Raw genomic sequence first — 20,509 nt, forward strand, 5'->3', positions numbered from 1 at the left:
TGAATTCGGCAACAAAGCCTTGGCGTACAGCCAACACCTGCAGAAATCAGAACGACCGGCTTATTAACTTCTTTGTAGAAGAAGTCCCCTGCCGGAGGCAGTATTTCGATTACCGCACCCACTTCCACCTCATCATGCAAATAGTGAGATACCAAACCTAGCTGATCGCTGTTATTTCCTTCCTTCTTAACAGAAATTCGGTAATTTTCACCATTTGGAGCTTGGGAAAGTGAATACTGGCGAATTTCTACATTCTCACCTTTTGAAGGTGTGACTTGCACACCTAGATACTGCCCTACTTCATAATCAAGGACTTTACCGCCATCTTCTGGAGTAAGAACAAAACTCATCACCAGTTCAGATTCAGGCTTTTTATCGGTCACCACAAATCGGCGAGTGCCACGCCAGCCACCGGTCGCCTTTTCACGCAACTGGTATAGCTCTTCCTCACGATCAATAAAGATTTGCGCTAAGAACAAGTAAGCTTCAGTCCAAGCTTCTTCAACATCTTTGGTAAATGCATCTGGCGCCAGCTCTCTTAAGGTCTCAATGAGGTGGTGACCAACGATTTGATAGTGTTCTGCTTTGATATTAAAACTAGTGTGTTTGTGCGCGATACGTTCAACGGCTGTAGTAAGCGCCGCTAAGTTTTCAATATTTTTAGCATACGCAGCAACAGCTTCGAATAGAGCAACACTTTGACGCCCTGTCTTTTGGTGCGTCATATTGAAGATGTCCTTCAGCTCAGGGTTGTGAGAGAACATTCTTTGATAGAAATGCTGAGTCAAAGCAGGACCTGCAGACTCAAGTAATGGAATTGTGCTCTTGATGATTTCGATATGGTTGTTATTTAGCATATACGCTCCCTAGAAGGCTTAGACTTTTACAGTACGAGCTTCGACTGTCTCATATTGTTTTTTATAGTTTTAGTTTTATCCCTTGAGATATCTCTCTCAGGTATAGTGCGAGTTGAGAATCACACTTATTTGTTTTTCAACGAATACCTACAAAGCACAGAGCGTGCCAATTTTGAAAACCTTAAAAACCCTCACTTATTCAAGAGCTAACTATTAAATATCAGTCAAAATGACTACTTTAATTTAGGTCAATATGACTCTATAATGCCTAGCATACTCATTACCATAAGTTGTAATCTCCTATGCAAGACATTTCTCCTTCCAACTTAATGGAGCTGACTATTGGCCTAGCCAGCAGCAATAACGACCAAGAACGCTTCGATTCGCTTATCAATACCATCAGAAAAACCATCATGTGTGACTGTGTTGCCTTGTTATCACTTCAAGGTGATACGCTTGTTCCTCTCGCGATGCAGGGCTTAGGCCGCGATACTCTAGGGCGCAGGTTCGTTATTAGTGAACATCCAAGATTCGCTCAGATTTGCGCATCCACATCTCCGGTTATCTTTGACGCCGATTCTGAGTTGCCTGACCCATTTGACGGCTTGCTCATTGACCACCATGGCGATCTTCCAATGCACTCTTGTATGGGTTTGCCTTTGATTTTTGGCGACAAGATGTTGGGAGCCCTCACCCTCGATAGCCTAGGGACTAATGCTTTTGACCACATTCCAACGCGCAGCCTAGAAGTATTGTCTGCCATTGCTGCATCCACATTAAAAATGGCACTAACTTTTTCTCAGTTGGAATACCAAGCCAAACAATCCAAACAGCTGCTTGAAGAACTCAACGTCGAAGCTTGGGAACGAGATGGCAGCGATATGATCGGTGATAGCGAGTTAATGCGCGTGTTGAAATCCGATATCGAAATTGTCGCGCCATCAGATTTTAATATCTTAATTCATGGTGAGACCGGTGTTGGTAAAGAGTTGGTGGCACGTAATCTACATTACCAATCAACTCGCCGACAGAATCCGTTAGTCTATGTTAACTGTGCGGCAATTCCTGAAAACCTCATCGAGAGTGAGCTATTTGGTCATGTAAAAGGGGCGTTCACGGGTGCAGATAAAAATCGCATGGGTAAGTTTGCGCTAGCCGATGGCGGGACACTATTTTTGGATGAAATTGGCGAGCTCCCGCTTGCGGCACAAAGTAAGCTTTTACGAGCATTACAGAATAACGAAATACAACCCGTTGGTAAGGATGAGATTCAAAAGATCAATGTTAGAGTCCTCGCCGCAACCAACCGTGAACTCAAGGAAGAAGTTGAACAAGGTAAGTTCCGCGCAGACCTTTATCACCGACTCAGTGTTTACCCAATTTCTGTACCGCCATTGCGTGAAAGAAACGGAGATATAGAGTTACTGGCTGGCTTCTTTCTGGAACAAGCTCGACGTAAGCTTGGCATTAACCAAATCAAGCTAAGTCCAAATGTCGTATCTCATTTGAACCGCTATTCATGGCCAGGTAATGTTCGAGAGCTAGAACATGTTATTAACCGAGCAGCTCTGAAAGCGAAAGCAAGGCTGTTTGATAAGAAGGTGGTCACCGTAAGCATTGACGACTGTGGTCATTTTGACGATGAAAGCCGCATCACTCCGACCAAGCAAAGTAAAACAAGCGCTCCAATGATAGACCACTCGAAAGGCATTCGAGAGTCCACCGAAGAATATCAAAGAAGCTTGATATCCAATGCCTTAATTGAATGCGAGTATAACTGGGCTAAGGCAAGCAGAGTCCTTAAAACTGATCGAGCTAACTTGATTCGCTTATCGAAACGGTTGGGAATTAGTGTGACCAAAAGCCATACCCTTTCTCGCAGTTAATGTTAACCGTACCAGAATCGTAAATAAGATGTTAATATTCGACGGTATGTCTCGCATACCGTCATTATAATTTTCTAAAAACAACAAGACTGCTCAACAGGTTATTTATGAAGTTCATCCGTATTATTCTTGGTAAAATCATACTGCTATTAAATTTCGTTTTCTCTCCGCGTGGCGTTAAACGCACGCCTGAAGCACAGCAACAAGCCGATCAAAAAGCGCAAACTATGCAGCTCTATCAATTTGAAGCGTGTCCCTTTTGTGTGAAAGTACGTAGAGAAATGAAACGTCAATCAGTCAACATTGCGTTGAAAGATGCTAAAAATGACTCAGTTGCGCGTGACGAGCTGCTAGTGGGTGGCGGTAAAGTAAAAGTACCTTGTCTGAAGATCACTCAAGGTGGTGAAGAGAAATGGATGTATGAGTCTTCCGACATTGTTTCTTATCTGCAAAAAGAGTTTGCTTAGGCGTTATACAAACCGTTATTCCATGGTACGTTTAGTAATTAAGGTAAGAATGCTCAGAGCCCGACACGAGTTGTGAGTAGCTCTCTGCCTGCGAAGGGGTGACGCCTATTTCAGCGACGGAGTCTACAACTCGCTTTTATAACTTACCTAAAAAAAGAGCTCATAATGAGCTCTTTTTTAGTTTCCTCATTGCCACTACACGGCTTGTTGCAAGTTTTCAGCATATTTACCTTGCTGCGCCATTACAAAGAAATTATCAATCCAATGCAGTATTAACGCAGAGTCTTGTGCTTTGTTTATTTCAATAAACGCTTGGTCATAATGCTGAGGAGTTAGGAGATGCTTACGCTTCTCCACCAATTTTTCTGTGAAGCTGGAGCTAAACTCAGGATGTCCTTGGACTGTGAATATATGATTATCTTTCACAAGCATAAAGTTAGGACAAAAATCATTAGTAGCAATAACTTTCACGCCGCCAGGAACAATAATCACTTGGTCTTGATGACTCACTAATAGTCGCGCAGAGTCTACAGACAGATTCATCCATTTCTTCTGAGCGGTAATTTGAACTTCATAGCTGCCAAGTCCCCACCCTTTTTCCGATTTTTGCACCTTGCCGCCGAGAGCTCTCGCAATAATCTGATGTCCAAAACAGATGCCTACTAGTGGACGTCGACGAGCTTCACAGCGCGTTATCCAGTCTATGAGTTTGAGAATCCAGGGATGATTATCGTAAGCATTGTGTACACTACCTGTGATTATAAACCCATGGCATTCATCATGATGAGGTAACTCTCCTTTTGTCGCATCGTAGTTCTGAAAAGTGAACTCATTGTTGACCTCATAGAGAGAGGCCTCAATCATGTCTGCATATTGACCATGGTCATCTGATAATGGCGAGTCCACATGGCCGCACGTTAATATCCCTATCTTCATTTATCACCTACTTCATTGTTGGCATTACAAATTCACTTTCTCTTTGCCCTTTAGGCCAGCGAGCAGTAACCGTCTTCATACGAGTATAGAAGCGCACGCCATCATTGCCATGAACATTGAGAGGTCCAAAGATTGAGCGCTTCCAACCACCAAAGCTATGAAATGCCATTGGCACTGGAATTGGCACGTTCACCCCTACCATACCGATTTCTACTTTTTCTGAGAAGTCGCGCGCGGTATCACCATCACGAGTGAAAATTGCAGTACCATTACCGAATTCGTGCTCATTAATAAGTTGCAGTGCTTCTTGATAATCTTTGGCACGTACTACCGACAAAACGGGACCAAAAATCTCTTCGTTATAGATAGTCATATCTGGAGTAACATTGTCAAACAACGTCCCACCTACAAAGTAACCTGGAGCAGATGTATTGATGCCACGCCCGTCTACTACAAGCGTTGCGCCTTGATCAACACCACTTTGAATGTATTCCGTTACCTTGTTCATGTGAGGCTCGCTCACCAATGGACCCATTTCGTTTTCAGGCGATACTCCCAACCCTGGGCCTACGCGCAGTGCTTCCACTTTTTGTTTCAACTGTGCCACTAATCGATCGGCAGTTTCATCACCGACAGCAACCGCCACTGAGATAGCCATACAACGCTCTCCCGCCGCACCATAGGCCGCTCCCATAATAGCATTTGTCGCCCCTTCAAGGTCTGCATCTGGCATAACAACTAAGTGGTTCTTAGCACCGCCTAACGCTTGAACTCGTTTGCCATTTGCACTTCCTTTGCTGTAGATAGCTTCAGCGATCGGCGTTGAACCTACGAAACTCACGGCTGCAACGTCTGGTGACTCAAGAAGCGCATCAACCACTTCTTTATCACCTTGGACAACATTAAAAACGCCATCAGGAAGACCTGCTTGTTTCAATAACTCAGCCAGCTTCAAAGACGCACTCGGATCTTTTTCAGATGGTTTAAGGATAAAGCTGTTTCCGCAGGCAAGCGCTACTGGGATCATCCATAGCGGTACCATCACAGGGAAGTTAAATGGTGTAATACCAACGCAGACACCAACTGGCTGCATTAAAGAATAGCTGTCTATCTCGCGTCCAACATTAAGTGAATGTTCACCTTTTAGCAGATGTGGGATACCACAAGAAAACTCAACCACTTCTAATCCACGTGTCAGTTCTCCTAGTGCATCGCTGTGTACTTTGCCATGTTCGGTAGAAATTAACGTAGCGAGCTCATCCGCGTTTTCTTCAAGCAAAGCTTTGAATCTGAACATAACTCGAGCACGTTGCAGTGGTGGCGTTGCTTGCCAAGCCTCTTGCGCCTTTTTCGCCACAGCGACGGCTTCTAGCGCTTCATTAGCACTCGATAGTTGGACTTGTCCTCGCAACTCACCATTTGCTGGGTTAAACAAGTCTGCGTTTCTTCCGCTGTGGCTCTCTACCATTTGGCCGTTGATAAAATTAGATACCAAAACTGACATAGTCTTATTCCTTGTAATCAATATTCTGCAAAACGTCTGCAATCAGAGTAAATAAATCGTCGATATGCTGCTTCTCAATAATCAGCGGCGGAGAAAGTGCGATGATGTCCCCAGTGACACGAATCAATGCGCCCTTCTCGAAACACTTGGTAAAGACTTGGAACGCTCTAGATCCTGGCTTACCCGCAATTCCTTCTAACTCAATACCAGCAATCAAACCATAATTGCGAAGGTCTTTTACGTGAGGTAGCCCTTTCAAGCTATGGACCGCTTGCTCCCAATAGTCTGAGAGCTCAGCCGCTCGTGTATAGAGATTCTCATTGCGATAAATATCTAGTGTCGCTAAACCAGCCGCTGCGGCTACTGGATGGCCGGAATAGGTGTAACCATGGAACAACTCGATAGCTTGACTACCTGGAGCCACCATCGCTTGGTAAATCTCGTCACTGACAAAAACGGCTCCCATAGGAATAGCACCATTAGTTAAGCCTTTAGCGGTAGTAATAATGTCAGGCTTGACGTCAAACTCTTGCGCGGCAAAAGGACTACCGATGCGACCAAATCCAGTAATAACTTCATCAAATATTAATAGGATGCCATGTTGAGTACAGATCTCACGAAGACGTTTCAAGTAACCTTTAGGAGGAAGAATTACCCCTGTAGATCCTGCAATCGGCTCAACAATAACCGCAGCAATGTTACTTGCATCATGCAGAGTAACGATATTGTTTAGGCTTTCCGCCCAGCCGGGATCGTAATCAGGTAGCCCTTTGCTAAAGCCGCTATTTTCAATGCTCAATGTATGTGGAAGGTGGTCGACACCAGTTAACAGACTGCCAAATGTCTTGCGGTTATTTACAATTCCACCTACGGAAATACCACCAAACCCGACACCGTGATAACCACGCTCTCGACCAATTAGACGCGTACGAGTCCCCTGACCAATGCATCTCTGATAAGCCAACGCGATTTTTAGTGCGGTATCAACAGATTCAGAACCTGAGTTAGTGAAAAATACGCGATTCAAACCTGATGGCGCTATTTCTGAGAGTGATTCAGCAAATTCAAATGGCAATGGGTGACCCATTTGGAATGTTGGCGCAAAGTCTAGATTGTGAATCTGACTCGCCACCGCTTCACTGATTTCATGACGCCCGTGTCCTGCATTACAGCACCATAGACCTGCTGTACCGTCGAGTATCTTGCGTTTATCTTCTGACGTGTAGTACATCCCTTCAGCTGAAACTAACATGCGTGGCGCTGATTTAAACTGCGAGTTAGCAGTAAACGGCATCCAAAAAGCATCCATATTCCCTGAACTAGTTGTACCTTGCTTGTTTATACCTTGCATCGTGCACTCCAACTAAAAATGCTGAACAGCATTGTTTCTTTTACTAAACACCGCTAAACACTCGAACCACAACATGTAAATGCAATGTTATTAAATAATGAACAAAATTGACTATAGAACGTTTTATTTGCCTATTCAATGATTAAATTATAAACATTTGCTGGTTTTTTCTGTTTAGTGAGCTAGGATTGTGTTTAGTTTACTAATCACAAAGGGAAGAGTTGGAGATTTCGCCCAATGGAAACAGAAATAGGACCAAGGTTTAAAGCACTAAGAGAGCGTGCAGGCTTATCACAGCGTGAGTTAGCCAAAAGAGCCGGCGTGACCAATGGATTCATTTCTCAGATTGAAAGTAACGCCGTAAGCCCTTCTGTCGCGTCGCTGAGTAAACTACTTAGCAAGATCCCTTCATCTATGGCGGAGTTTTTTGCTGTTGATGAACCAAAGCCTGATCAGTTTTTTTCACGCAAACAGCAACAACCAGAAATAGGCCGAGGAAAGATCAGCTATCGCCAGATAGGTCACTATCACGACGACAGGCAAATTGGCATGTTGAGAGAAACCCTCGCTCCAGGTGCAGACACCGGAGATGAGATGCTCGCTCACGAAGGTCAAGAATGCGGTGTTATTGTTCAAGGCGAGTTAGAGCTCACGGTCGACAGTGAAGTCGTCGTTCTACATGAAGGCGACAGCTATTATTTCGACAGTACACGTACTCACCGATTTAGAAATACTTCTGATATTGATTGCATCATTGTCAGTGCAAACTCACCAGCCAGTTTTTAAGGAAGAAGGTAAACAATATGGACACTATGACTTGGCATGATAAAGCCGAAGCGTTGAGTTTTCGTACTCAGGCCTTTATCAACGGACACTTTGTTGATTCAGTCTCCGGCGATACGTTTGAAATCATCAACCCGGCAACAGGTCACCTATTGGCGCATGTCGCCCGCTGCACAGATAAAGATGTTGAGATTGCGGTAAATGCTGCTCGCCAAGCGTTTGAGAGCCGTGTCTGGTGCGGTCTACCACCAGCAGAGCGTAAAGCGATCCTACTTAACTACGCTAAGCTCATTGACGAACATAAAGAAGAGTTTGCCCTTCTCGAGTCACTCGATATGGGTAAACCGATATCAGATGCAATGGGATATGACGCGCCGGCTACCGCGCGCTGCATTCAATGGAACGCAGAAGCCATAGACAAAGTATATGATGAAGTAGCCCCAGTAACAGAAGGAGCATTAGCACTTGTGACTCACGAGGCACTAGGTGTCGTTGCGGCAATCGTACCTTGGAACTTCCCTACTGTTATGGCGGCTTGGAAGATTGGGCCCGCATTAGCAACCGGTAATTCAGTTATTGTGAAGCCTTCTGAGAAATCACCTCTCACCGCTATTTTGCTCGCCGACTTGGCCAAACAAGCAGGTATTCCAGACGGAGTGTTTCAAGTGCTACCTGGCTTTGGCCATGAGGCAGGACAAGCATTAGCGCTTCACAACGATGTCGATTGTATCACTTTTACTGGTTCAACCGCCGTAGGTAAAAAGCTGTTATCTTTCGCGGGTGAATCCAACCTAAAACGTGCATTTATGGAATGTGGCGGCAAGAGCCCCCACATTGTACATCACGATGTTAAAGATATAGAAAAAGCTGCTGCAACCGCCGCCTCCGCTATCTGTTACAACCAAGGGGAAGTGTGTACAGCAGGTTCACGACTTCTGGTTCATTCCTCTATTAAAGATGAGTTTATTGAACTGGTTAAGAAATACATGGCGAATTGGCAGCCTGCCGATCCTCTTGAGAGTGATACGCGGGTCGGTGCGATAGTAGATGCTGCACAGTATGAGCGTGTATTAAGTTACATCGACATTGGTCAGACAGAAGGAGCAACACTAGCTTACGGTGGTAAGCCCGCAATGAGCAACACCGATGGTTTCTTTATTCAACCCGCCTTGTTTACTGATGTCACACCCAATATGCGCATCTATAAAGAAGAGATTTTTGGGCCCGTTATATGTGTTACTAGTTTTGACTCGATTGATGAAGCGATCCAACTTGCTAACGATAGCGAATACGGGTTGGCGGCAGGTATTTGGACATCTGACATGTCAACAGCCATTAAATGCTCTCGTGCATTAAGAGCGGGAACGGTATTCGTAAATAACTGGGACGGTGGTGACATGACCATGCCGTTTGGTGGCTACAAGCAAAGTGGCAACGGTCGTGATAAATCGCTGCATGCGCTGCATAAGTACACTGAAGTAAAATCAACTTGGATTGAATTAGACTAAAATGACAAGGCCTAGCTAACGCTAGGCCTTATTATTAAACTCTACCAAAATAACCTAACGCTGAGCGTAAGCTGTTTGACCATTGTTACTCATATGACAGTAGTCATGAATCTCTTTTAGGAAATCGGCTAAGGGGCTGCCCTGCAACTTATGTTGCTTTTTCGACTTTCCTTCGATAACTGACAAATAAGCGGTGTCTAGGGTTGGCAATGCATCCAGATCGGCACAGCTGAGTTTAAACGTGTTACGAACTTTTCCACTCTTGGTTGATGACGCCCCTACTCGTGGCATCACAATAACCGATTTGTTCCCCTCGTCAGACAGCTCAAGGTTCTTCACGCGAAAGGGGGTAGTATCAAATTCAAATGTGAGGTTTGCGTGTGAGCCTTCATACACTAGACCTCGAACAAGTTCGATTTTATGTTTATTGTTAACCGAAGTGGAATACCCACCCTGCCAATGAAACGAAGTCAATGTAGTGTCATAGACAAACGAGTGTTTCTGGTACTCAACAGTAGACGCAGGTGGCGTCGTAGAGCAACCAAATAGCATGAACGACAACAAAGTGAATATGTATTTTTTCATTGTTATTATTTATTAATGTAAATGATAGGTTAAATGTCTATATAGGTTCGCAGCTAACTATACGACGGCATAGGAATAACAATTATTATTTACAAATCAATAAGTGAAATATACTTATTCTTTGTCCTGCTTTGAATGAGTTCGTAATAGTTTGTAGGAATGAAAAATGGCGAAGCATAGCTTCGCCATAAGTAACAGGAGGGATAGATTTAGAAAGTTGGAGGTGTCGCCGCACTAATAAGTTCACATTCGACCTTTCCCTTGTTGCGGAAGCGATGTGGTTTGCGAGTTTCAAAGTAATACGAGTCGCCCGCCTTCAATACTCTGGTATGGCTACCAACCGTAATCTCAATCTCTCCGCGAATTATGACGCCACCCTCTTCTCCATCATGCTCAATGAAGTCAGTACCAGTATCTGAGCCTGGCGGATAGATTTCTCTTAAGACTGCTAATTGGCGACCTTCTCGCTTTGCACCAACTAGCAACATTTTTATCTGTCCATCCCCTAAATCCGCCATCTGTTCCGCACTAAAGAAGATGTCATCTTTAGGCTCAACGTCGAGGGTGAAGAACTCTCCCATTGAGATTGGTATAGCATCGAGGATCTTTTTCAAAGAGCCAACGGACGGGTTTACTAAGTTCTGTTCTATTTGAGAGATCATGGAGTTGGTTACACCACTTCGTTTAGCAAGTTCACGCTGTGACATCCCACGCATGGTACGAATTGTTTTTAGTTGCTTACCTACATCCATGTCTTTCTCCCAAATTAGAACCGATTACTTAGCATCAACCACTTGCTGAACTATTGTTGACTCATTTTCATTTCAAGCAGCCTACGCTTTTCCGCCTTCGCCATCAACCACCACGCAATAAACGTGGCACAAGACACTGCTAATATGGTCAGTGTTGCTAATGCATTGATTTTAGGGCTAACACCTAAACGGACACTTGAGAATACCACCATAGGTAATGTTGTCGCACTCGGACCAGATACGAAGCTCGCAATCACTAAGTCATCTAATGACAAGGTGAACGCTAATAACCACCCCGCCAAAATAGCGGGTGCAATCGAAGGCAGTGTTATCTGTAAGAACACTTTCCAAGGTGGCGCGCCCAAGTCCATAGCAGCTTCTTCGATAGAACGATCGACTTCTTGAAGTCGAGAGCTCACTACTACCGTGACATAAGCCGTACAGAAAGTTACATGGGCAATCCAAATGGTCATCATGCCTCGCTGGCTAAAGAGGTCAAACACTTGTCCCATCGCAATGAATAACAATAGTAGAGAAAGACCTGTAATAACCTCTGGCATAACTAAGGGCGCCGTGATCATAAAGGCAAACCCAGTTTCACCTTTAAATTTCCCAAAGCGGTTCAATACAAATGCAGCAATAGTACCTAGAACAACAGCCGCGCTGGCTGATAAAAAGCCTATCATCAGGCTCAGCTTCACACCGCCCATGAGCAGATCATCTTCTAACAGCTCAAAATACCATTTGAACGAAAAACCAGACCATACGGTAACCAATCGGTTTTCGTTAAATGAATAAACAATCAGAATCAGGATTGGCAGATAGAGAAAGGTAAAACCCGCCGCCAAAATACACCACTTCAGTTTACTGTTATAGACCGGAATGTCGTTCATGCTTGCGCCTCCAGTTCACGTTTTTGATAACGATGGAACCATAAGATAGGCAACATCAAAATAAGCAACATTACGATAGCTACCGCCGAAGCGACTGGCCAATCTCGGTTGTTAAAGAACTCTTGCCACAAGACTTTACCGATCAGTACTGTATCAGGCCCGCCAAGTAGTTCAGGTATAACAAACTCTCCCACAGCAGGGATGAACACTAACATCGACCCTGCGATAATACCGGCACGTGTCAATGGTACGAGGACAGTGAATAGTGTCGTTACTGGTTTCGCCCCGAGATCACTTGCCGCTTCCAGTAACGAGTAATCCACTCGCATCAATGCGGTATAAAGAGGCAGAACCATAAAGGGTAAATAGGTATAGATAATACCAATATAAACTGCAGTATCTGTGTGCAATATCTTTAGCGGTTCCTCAATAACACCAAAGGTCATCAACATATTGTTCAGAAGGCCGTTATTCTTAAGGATTCCTATCCAAGCATAAACACGAATCAAAAAGCTGGTCCACGATGGCAATATGATCAGCATTAATAACACATTTCGAGTTGACGGCTTCGAATGAACAATAGCCCAGGCAATCGGAAAACCAATCACTAAGCAGAGTAATGTAGAGATAAGTGCAATACGAATCGACTGTAAATACGACGACGCGTATAAGTCATCTTCTATCAAATATTGATAGTTGCCGACGTTGAGTAACAGCTGCAACTGCTGCTCAGCATAACTAAGCAATTCAGAATAAGGTGGAATCGATATTTGAGCTTCAGCAAAACTGATTTTGAATACGATTAGAAACGGCAATAGAAAGAACAGCAGTAACCATCCGTAGGGAACAGCAAGCAATAAGCACTTTGGCGTGGGAACAATACGCCAAATATTGAGTTTGGCTTGTTTCTTCATAGTTTCAGTACCACGCAGCTTTCCATGTCCCAGCAAAGATTGACTCTTTGCTCCCACGTTGGCATACCTTTTCTCACACGGCTCGTGTTTTGTAGCGTTGCAGTGACCAACTTGCCGGAATCCAAACGAACATGGTAAATGGATTGGTTGCCCATATAGGCGATATCTTCCACCACCCCACTACAAGAATTACTAGAGTGATGGGTATGGTCACATAGCGTCATTTTTTCTGGTCGAACAGCTATCATCAAAGGGATACCCGGAGCACCTGAAATACCATGATTAATAGTAATCACATTCGATAGGTCTGGGGTTCGAACCGTCGATTTATCGCTAAGATTGGTTTCTAGAACACCCTCAAAAATATTGACCGAGCCGATGAATTTCGCGGCAAACTTCGAGTTCGGATGCTCGTAAATAGCTTCTGGAGAACCAATTTGCACAAACTGGCCTTTGTTCATAATGGCGATACGTGTTGCCATGGTCATCGCTTCTTCTTGGTCATGCGTGACCATCACACAGGTAACACCCACACTTTCCAGTATGTCGACCACCTCAAGCTGCATTTTTTCGCGTAAGTTTTTATCCAGTGCACCCATTGGCTCGTCTAGCAAAAGTAACTTTGGTTTTTTAGCTAGGCTTCTGGCGAGTGCAACACGTTGTTTTTGACCACCAGATAATTGGTGCGGTTTACGCTTCGCGAAATCTGTCATTCTGACCAGCTCAAGCATATGCTTAACGGTACTAGCAATTTCTTGGCTTGGCATACCGTCTTGCTTTAACCCAAACGCAATGTTCTTTTCTACGGTCATGTGAGGAAACAGTGCATAGGACTGAAACATCATATTGACAGGTCGTTTGTATGGAGGGATATCGGCAAGATCTTCACCATCAAGAATAATCTGTCCTGCGCTTGGTTGTTCAAATCCAGCGAGCATTCGTAGCAAGGTTGATTTTCCGCACCCCGACGCGCCTAATAGCGCAAACAGTTCACCTTGGTTGATCGTAAGATCGATGTTATCTACCGCAAGATGGCCGCCGAAGTCCTTCGTCAGTCCTCGGATTTCTAATAATGGTTTTGGTGGCACCGGCGAAACATGTTGGTGATTGAGTTCTGTATCAAGTGACATCACTGTCATGGTAGTCTCCAAGCAAAATTGGCGACTCAAAGCGAGTCGCCAAATTAGGGTTTGATCAGTTCTTAATGAAATCCGTCCAAGCACGAGTCATAGCACGTGATGTCTTATGCGGTAACATCTTTGAGCTATATAACTTCGCTTGCGCTTCTTCTGTTGGGTAGATTCCTGGATCTTCCAAGATTTCTGCGTCAATAAACTCACGTGATGGTGGGTTTGGATTCGCATACCAAACATAGTTACTGATTTCAGCAATCACTTCTGGACGAAGTAGATAGTTGATAAACAAGTGAGCGTTTTCTGGGTGCTTCGCTTCTTTTGGAATCGCTATTAAATCAAACCAGGCAAGCGCTCCCTCTTTTGGAATCGAGTAAGCCACTTCTACGCCATTATCTGCTTCAGCTGCACGATCTGCCGCTTGCAGAACATCGCCTGACCAACCAATCGCCACACATACATCGCCGTTAGCTAGGTCATTGATGTATTGTGATGAGTGGAAATAGGTTACATAAGGACGAACTTGTTTAAGCAGTGCAAGCGCATCTTTTTTATAAGCGTTAGGATCAGCACTGTTTGGATCTTTGCCGATATAGTTCAGCGCCGCTGCCATGATCTCTGTCGGTGCATTCAGGAAACCAACACCACACTTAGAAAGTTTCTCCATGTTTTCTGGTTTGAATACTAAATCCCAGCTATCCACTGGCGCGTCTTCACCCAAGACCTCTTTCACTTTAGCAACGTTGTAACCGATGCCCGTTGTGCCCCAAAGATATGGCACAGAGTAAGCGTTGTCGGGGTCGACAGTGTCCGCCAGAATCCCCATTAATTTAGGGTCTAGGTTGCTGTAGTTAGTTAGCTTTGACTTATCCAGCTTTTGGAACGCGCCAGCTTTGGCTTGACGTCCCAGAAAATCATTACTTGGCACAACTAAGTCAAAGCCTGTATTACCAGATAATATCTTCGCCTCTAATACTTCATTTGAGTCGAATACATCGTAAACCACCTTGATGCCTGTCTCTTCCTCAAACTTTTTAATCGTATCTTCCGCGATATAGTCTGACCAGTTATAGATATTGAGCACTTTTTCCTCAGCCGCATAGGATGTCATTGAGCTAAGTCCTATCGTCATCCCTAACGCGATACCGAAGCATGCTTTTGTTTTCTCCATTTGGATCTCCGTTCCTGTTTGCTCTTTGGTTAATACCTTTGGGTATAAATCTCGTCGGCTACTGCGAAACGTCGGCGAGTGTGTTGTCTAAGGCTATTTTTGCCTTGTCGATAAACTCATCAATTTCTGCACGTGTAATGATAAGCGGTGGTGAACAGATCATGGTGTCGCCAACAGCTCGCAACACGACACCCGCGGCAAAGCAGTGTTCACGACATCGAGTACCGACATCAAGTTCTTTGTCAAAACGCTCATTGGTGGTCTTGTCTTTGACTAATTCAATAGCCCCGACCAGTCCTTTCGTTCTAGCTTCTGCCACCATTGGGTGTTCAAGAAGTTCATTCCACCGAGAAGCAAAATACGGAGCAATATCTTCACGCACACGATTAACAATATTGTGTTTTTGCATCTCTTTAATGTTGGCGATAGCAACTGCACATGCCGCTGGGTGACCCGAATAGGTAAAGCCATGAGCGAATTCAGTATCTGCGTCTGTCAACACTTGTGCGACATGGTCTCGAACCATTACACCGCCAAGTGGTAAATACCCAGAAGTAATGCCTTTCGCCATACACATCAGATCAGGTTTGATGTTGAATGTTTGGCTTGCGAACCACTCACCGGTGCGCCCAAAGCCGCAAATGACTTCATCAGCAATAAGTAAGACTTCATACTTGTCACAGATACGTTGAATTTCAGGCCAATAACTGTCAGGCGGAATAATAACGCCACCTGCACCCTGAATGGGTTCCGCAATAAACGCAGCGACATTGTCTTCACCCAGTTCTAGGATTTTGGCTTCAAGCTGCTGCGCACGTTCTAGACCAAATTCATTCGCGTCGATCCCTTGTCCTTCACCAAAATGATAAGGTTGATCAATATGAACAATATTCGGTAGTGGTAGACCACCTTGGGCATGCATAAATGCCATGCCACCTAGACTTGCCCCTGCCATCGTACTGCCGTGATATGCATTCTTGCGACTGATAATGGTTTGTTTATTTGGCTTATCTAAGCTTGCCCAGTAATGGCGCACCATTCTAACCACGGTGTCGTTGCACTCTGAGCCTGAACCGGTAAAGAACACGTGGTTCATGCCTTCAGGCGCTACTTCGGCAAGCAAAGTTGAAAGCTCTACAGCTGGTGGATGAGTGGTTTGGAAAAACAAATTGTAGTAAGGCAACTCTTGAAGTTGATTCGTCGCAGCCTCGATAAGTGGCTGGCAGTTATAGCCCATATTGACGCACCATAACCCTGCCATTCCATCTAGGATTTTGTTGTCATCTTCGTCGTAAATATAAATGCCTTCCGCTCGGGTAATAACGCGTGAGCCTTTATCGTTGAGTGCTTTAAAGTTGGTAAATGGGTGCAAGCAGTGTGCACTATCTTGTTCAATCCATTTAGACCCAGTTTGTTTTGACATAACTTAATTCCATTTCTCGCTGTATTAACGGGTTTGCTTTTCTCTATAGCGTTGCCTGTATTAAACGTTCAATAATAAGAACTCTCTTTCCCAAGAACTGATGACTTGGAAATACGTTCTGTACTCCTTACGTTTGATGGCTACGTAAGCAGATACGAATCGGTCACCTAAAATTTCTCTCAGCTCGTCACTGTTTTCTAACAACACCAAAGCGTCTTCTAGGTTATGAGGAAGTGAGTATGGCTCAGTGGTCATATCACCTGTGCTTTTTTCCGTTGGTGTAAGCTTCTCTTTCATACCTAAGTAGCCACATGCCAACGTCAATGCCATGGCGAGATAAGGGTTTGCATCCGCGCCGGCGTAACGGTTTTCAAGACGGCGAGACTCTTTATCAGAGATAGGCACACGTAATCCAACAGTACGATTATCTTCACCCCAAGCCACGTTCGTTGGTGCAGAGTCACCAAATACTAAACGGCGATAGGAGTTCACGTTAGGCGCGAAGAACGCAATAGCCGCTGGCGTGTATTTCTGCATACCGCCGATATAATTCAAGAAAAGGTCACTGTTAGTACCATCTTCATTGGCAAACAGGTTTTTTCCGTTTTTATCCACCAAACTCTGGTGAATATGCATTGCACTACCAGGCTCATCTTCCAATGGTTTTGCCATAAAGGTGGCATACACATCATGTCTTAAAGCTGCTTCACGTACAGTGCGTTTAAATAAGAACACTTGGTCAGCTCTATCGAGCGGCTCACCGTGGTCAAAGTTCAACTCCATTTGTGCAGCGCCAGATTCATGCACCAAAGTATCGACGTCCAATTCTTGAGCTTCACAGTAGTCGTACATGTCTTCAAAAATAGGATCGAACTCATTCACCGCATCAATACTAAAAGACTGACGAGCTGTTTCAGGGCGTCCATTTCGACCAATTGGCGGCTCTAATGGATAGTCCCAATCTAGATTCTTCTGTACCAGAAAGAACTCAAGTTCTGGGGCAACTACAGGTTGCCACCCCTCTTTAGCATAGAGGTTTAGCACTCGACGCAGCACGGCTCTCGGTGAGATATCTACCGGGTCTCCATCGACGGTAAAACAATCATGGATAACCTGAGCGGTAGGCTCTTTTGTCCATGGAACAAAACGAATGGTATTTTGGTCAGGCTCCAGAGTCATATCCTTCTCTGTCAGGTCGATCATACTTTCATCGTCTGGCCAGTCTCCGGTTACAGTCTGGAAAAAAACCACTTCGGGAAGACGCATGCCCCCTTCTCGAAGGAATTTTTTCGCAGGCATAATCTTGCCTCGCGCGTTGCCTGTAATATCGGGGATCAGGCACTCAACTTCAGTAATACGGTTCTCTTCTATCCATTTCCTAATCGTTTCCATAAATCCTTCTTTTTCAAAAATTGCTCAACGAATTTATCAATAAGCTCCATTTAGGATTGGCAGCAAGCTGTACAATTGTCAAACAAATATGTTAATTATTTTGTAACTTTTGAGATACTGATTAACATTTTATATACATTTGTGTTGTCTTTTACTGAACATTATGTCTATGGTTAAAAAGCAACCAGTGGCGCAAGATTCAAAACAAAGGCTTGCTATACATGGATAGGTTGGAGATAAGTGGAGGAGCCACAGTGGGAACAAGTCAACTTTCAAACAGTGCTGACAACATAGAACCAATACAGGTTAGTCACGATAAGCTAACAATTGAACGATTTATTGAACACCACCCTGACGTGACTACGTTGGATCTCATATTGTTCGATATGAACGGCGTAGTGAGAGGTAAGCGCGTTCCTTTATCACAACTAAATAAGGTACTAGAGCAAGGTATCTGTCTTCCGGCTTCTGTATTTGCCTTAGATATTTGCGGAGAAACCGTAGAAGAAACTGGTTTGGGATTCGAAAAAGGCGATGGTGACAGAATTTGTCGTATGGTCACAAGTTCTTTGGTTACTACACCATGGCAGGAAAACAGTGCTCAAGCCATTGTGACTATGTTTGAGCCCACATCCAATCAACCGTTTTTTGCCGATCCTCGCCACGTACTAGAAGTACAGCTAGACAAATTAGCTACGAAAGGCTTAAAGCCCTGTATAGCCGTTGAGCTCGAGTTTTACTTACAAGACCTTGAGCCCGATGAAGCGGGTAACCCGCAACCACCATTAATGCCGATAAGCGGTGAAAGGATGACACAAACGCAAGTCTACTCACTCGAAGAGCTCGATGAGTTTAAAGCGTTTCTAGATGAGGTGATTGAGACCTGCAACGCTCAAAATATCCCTGCCGACAATATCACCGCCGAATACGCACCTGGACAATTTGAGGTCAACCTCAAACATACGAGCGACGTACTTCTGGCGTGTGACCAAGCTATGCTGCTAAAACGCGTAGTGCGAGCAGTAGCTAAGAAACACGGCTTCTACGCCAACTTTATGGCCAAGCCCTACACCGAGTATGCTGGTAACGGCTGCCATGTCCACATTAGCCTGCAAGACGACGTCGGCAACAACGTATTTGGTGAAAATGAAGAACTACTACTCAATGCCATCGCGGGCGTTCTCGCTCATTTAGAGGATAGCATGGCAATATTTGCGCCCAATGCGAACTCCTATCGTCGACTTCAACCCAATATGTTTGTACCACTTCACGCTACATGGGGATGGGACAATCGCACTGTAGCAGTAAGAATTCCAGCGAGCGGTACCGAAGACAAAAGAATTGAACATCGACTCTCCGGCGCGGACGTAAACCCTTATCTCACCGTAGCAGTATTGCTAGCATCAATAATCGACGGAATAGAGAACAAACTGACTCCACCAGCACCAATTGAAGGGGATGCGACCCTACTAGAACTGCCTATGCTTCCTATTTCATGGGATATGTCTCTCCATGAGTTTGAAAACAGTCAGTTTATGAAAAGCAGTTTTGGTGAAGAGTTTTGTAAAGTCTATCTTGCCAATAAAAAACATGAACAGGCGCGCTTTTCAGCACAAGTCTCTCCATTAGAATACCAGTGGTACAAATAAGTAAGGATACAAAATGAAAGTCAAACACACAGACTCTTACTATGCAGCATCAAGAAATCAGCATTTCGATTTCCCCAAACTTATGGGAGAACATGTTGCCGACGTCTGTGTGATAGGCTCCGGAATCACCGGAGCCACCGCTGCATTAGAGCTGGCTAACAAAGGCTTTAAAGTCATTGTGTTAGAAGCTAACCGCGTGGGCTGGGGGGCATCTGGTCGCAGTGGAGGCCAAGCCATCTTCGGTTGGGCATCAGAGCAAGACACTCTTGAGAAATTAGTCGGTAAATCCGATGCAAAAAAGCTTTGGGACATCTCTGTCGAAGCGCTGGCGTTAACGAAATCGAACATCAACAAATACAACATTGATTGCGACTGGCGTGATGGCATGGTTCATGTGGGTATGAAACCACGCCACGATAAAGAGTTAAAAGCATGGTATGACGATTTAACTGAAAACTATGGTTATGAATCATTAGAAATGTGGGACAAAGATGAAGTTGCCAGTCGCATTGCAAGTACCAAGTATACCTCTGGAATGTTTGATAGTAACAGTGGCCACTTACACCCGCTCAACTATACCTTAGGTTTGGTTAATGCAGCCAAAATCGCTGGGGCAGAATTTTATGAAGATAGCGCAGTAAACAAGATTGAACATGGTGATCCGGCAACGCTGTTTACTAGAGATGGAAAAGTAAAAGCAAATCACGTCATTCTTGCTTGTAATGCCTATATGGAAGGGCTGGAATCGAAACTCGAAAATAAAGTAATGCCGGTTGGTACTTATATTTGCGCGACCGAGCCATTGGGCGAGGAAGTAACAGGTGCGCTGATGCAAGATCATATCTCAGCTTGCGATATCAACTTCGTTCTCGATTACTACCGATGTTCCGGTGATCACCGTATGCTATTTGGTGGAAGGGTGAGTTATTCAGGCGTCGCACCATTTAACTTAGAAAAAGCCATGCGCGCGCGGATGCTTGATATATTCCCACAGCTTAAAGACACAAAAATCGAATACGCTTGGGGCGGAAATGTCGCCATCACTATGAATCGAGCCCCCCACTTTGGCCGGCTAAAACCAAACGTCTATTTTGCGCAAGGTTTTTCAGGCCATGGTATCGCCGCGACAGGTATGGCAGGTACATTAATGGCGGAGTGTATTGCGACCACAGCAGAGCGATTCTCTATATTTGATAAAATCAAACACATGCCCTTCCCGGGTGGTCGAATGTTTAGAACCCCAGCGTTGGTTCTAGCCATGTCTTATTTTAGAGTTCGAGACCTTTTATAAAGTAGATAAAAAAG

At 44.5% G+C, this 20,509-nt stretch carries 18 protein-coding genes; 6 read left to right on the top strand and 12 right to left on the bottom strand.

What is annotated here, in order from left to right:
* Positions 1-857, bottom strand: an 857-nt coding sequence (hmpA, locus tag HW45_RS29565) for an NO-inducible flavohemoprotein (protein WP_081875806.1), incomplete at its 3' end; no start/stop codon positions are given.
* 302 nt (positions 858-1,159) lie between these two features.
* Here hmpA and norR point away from each other — a divergent pair.
* Together norR and HW45_RS11235 are read left to right on the top strand one after the other, a co-directional pair.
* Positions 1,160-2,743, top strand: a complete 1,584-nt coding sequence (gene norR, locus HW45_RS11230; protein ID WP_006069556.1) for a nitric oxide reductase transcriptional regulator NorR — start codon at positions 1,160-1,162, stop codon at positions 2,741-2,743.
* Positions 2,744-2,850: 107 nt separating this feature from the next.
* On the top strand, positions 2,851-3,210 hold the full coding sequence (locus HW45_RS11235; protein ID WP_038227037.1) for a glutaredoxin domain-containing protein: 360 nt from the start codon (positions 2,851-2,853) through the stop codon (positions 3,208-3,210).
* A 195-nt stretch (positions 3,211-3,405) separates the two neighbouring features.
* On the opposite strand, the gene HW45_RS11240 is transcribed toward HW45_RS11235, so the two are convergent.
* The 3 genes from HW45_RS11240 to HW45_RS11250 are packed head-to-tail and all read right to left on the bottom strand — an operon-like array spanning position 3,406 to position 7,001.
* Complete coding sequence (locus HW45_RS11240) at positions 3,406-4,146, bottom strand: type 1 glutamine amidotransferase (RefSeq protein ID WP_038227038.1); 741 nt, start codon at positions 4,144-4,146, stop codon at positions 3,406-3,408.
* A gap of 7 nt (positions 4,147-4,153) precedes the next feature.
* Positions 4,154-5,650 (bottom strand): CoA-acylating methylmalonate-semialdehyde dehydrogenase, encoded by a 1,497-nt coding sequence (locus tag HW45_RS11245; protein WP_038227039.1) that lies wholly within the window; start codon positions 5,648-5,650, stop codon positions 4,154-4,156.
* Positions 5,651-5,654: 4 nt separating this feature from the next.
* A complete protein-coding gene (locus HW45_RS11250; RefSeq protein ID WP_038227040.1) occupies positions 5,655-7,001 on the bottom strand; it encodes an aspartate aminotransferase family protein in 1,347 nt (448 codons plus the stop codon).
* 237 nt (positions 7,002-7,238) lie between these two features.
* On the opposite strand from HW45_RS11250, the gene HW45_RS11255 reads away from it, so the two are divergent.
* Positions 7,239-7,787 carry a cupin domain-containing protein gene (locus tag HW45_RS11255; protein WP_038227041.1) on the top strand — a complete coding sequence of 183 codons (549 nt, stop codon included), beginning with the start codon at positions 7,239-7,241 and terminating at the stop codon, positions 7,785-7,787.
* Positions 7,788-7,804: 17 nt separating this feature from the next.
* The gene (locus HW45_RS11260) at positions 7,805-9,292 is read left to right on the top strand and encodes an aldehyde dehydrogenase (RefSeq protein WP_038227042.1); all 1,488 of its coding nucleotides are present in this window, start codon (positions 7,805-7,807) and stop codon (positions 9,290-9,292) included.
* Between the two features lie 54 nt (positions 9,293-9,346).
* Here the strand turns inward: HW45_RS11260 and HW45_RS11265 are convergent, their stop codons facing one another.
* From HW45_RS11265 to HW45_RS11300, 8 genes are all read right to left on the bottom strand, one after another.
* Positions 9,347-9,877, bottom strand: a complete 531-nt coding sequence (locus tag HW45_RS11265) for a hypothetical protein (RefSeq protein ID WP_143696320.1) — start codon at positions 9,875-9,877, stop codon at positions 9,347-9,349.
* A gap of 209 nt (positions 9,878-10,086) precedes the next feature.
* Positions 10,087-10,629: a cupin domain-containing protein gene (locus tag HW45_RS11270; protein ID WP_006069549.1), complete on the bottom strand. Its 543-nt coding sequence runs from the start codon at positions 10,627-10,629 to the stop codon at positions 10,087-10,089.
* A gap of 50 nt (positions 10,630-10,679) precedes the next feature.
* Positions 10,680-11,522, bottom strand: coding sequence for an ABC transporter permease subunit (locus HW45_RS11275; RefSeq protein ID WP_006069548.1), 843 nt, complete (start codon positions 11,520-11,522; stop codon positions 10,680-10,682).
* A complete protein-coding gene (potH, locus tag HW45_RS11280) occupies positions 11,519-12,436 on the bottom strand; it encodes a putrescine ABC transporter permease PotH (RefSeq protein ID WP_006069547.1) in 918 nt (305 codons plus the stop codon). The genes HW45_RS11275 and potH overlap by 4 nt, the downstream gene beginning before the upstream one ends.
* Positions 12,433-13,575 carry a putrescine ABC transporter ATP-binding subunit PotG gene (gene potG, locus HW45_RS11285; RefSeq protein WP_031494535.1) on the bottom strand — a complete coding sequence of 381 codons (1,143 nt, stop codon included), beginning with the start codon at positions 13,573-13,575 and terminating at the stop codon, positions 12,433-12,435. Before potG ends, potH begins: the two co-directional genes overlap by 4 nt.
* 55 nt (positions 13,576-13,630) lie before the next feature.
* The gene (locus HW45_RS11290; protein WP_038227044.1) at positions 13,631-14,740 is read right to left on the bottom strand and encodes a polyamine ABC transporter substrate-binding protein; all 1,110 of its coding nucleotides are present in this window, start codon (positions 14,738-14,740) and stop codon (positions 13,631-13,633) included.
* A 58-nt stretch (positions 14,741-14,798) separates the two neighbouring features.
* Positions 14,799-16,163 carry an aspartate aminotransferase family protein gene (locus HW45_RS11295; protein WP_006069544.1) on the bottom strand — a complete coding sequence of 455 codons (1,365 nt, stop codon included), beginning with the start codon at positions 16,161-16,163 and terminating at the stop codon, positions 14,799-14,801.
* Between the two features lie 60 nt (positions 16,164-16,223).
* Positions 16,224-17,555 carry a glutamine synthetase family protein gene (locus HW45_RS11300; RefSeq protein WP_038227045.1) on the bottom strand — a complete coding sequence of 444 codons (1,332 nt, stop codon included), beginning with the start codon at positions 17,553-17,555 and terminating at the stop codon, positions 16,224-16,226.
* 236 nt (positions 17,556-17,791) lie between these two features.
* Here HW45_RS11300 and HW45_RS11305 point away from each other — a divergent pair, with 236 nt between their 5' ends.
* Together HW45_RS11305 and HW45_RS11310 are read left to right on the top strand one after the other, a co-directional pair.
* The gene (locus HW45_RS11305) at positions 17,792-19,204 is read left to right on the top strand and encodes a glutamine synthetase family protein (protein ID WP_038227754.1); all 1,413 of its coding nucleotides are present in this window, start codon (positions 17,792-17,794) and stop codon (positions 19,202-19,204) included.
* 13 nt (positions 19,205-19,217) lie between these two features.
* Positions 19,218-20,495, top strand: a complete 1,278-nt coding sequence (locus tag HW45_RS11310; RefSeq protein WP_038227046.1) for an NAD(P)/FAD-dependent oxidoreductase — start codon at positions 19,218-19,220, stop codon at positions 20,493-20,495.
* Positions 20,496-20,509: the final 14 nt, after the last annotated feature.

Origin of the sequence: Vibrio sp. ER1A, assembly GCF_000733315.1 — a bacterium.
In the GTDB taxonomy this organism is placed as follows: Bacteria; Pseudomonadota; Gammaproteobacteria; order Enterobacterales; family Vibrionaceae; genus Vibrio; species Vibrio mediterranei.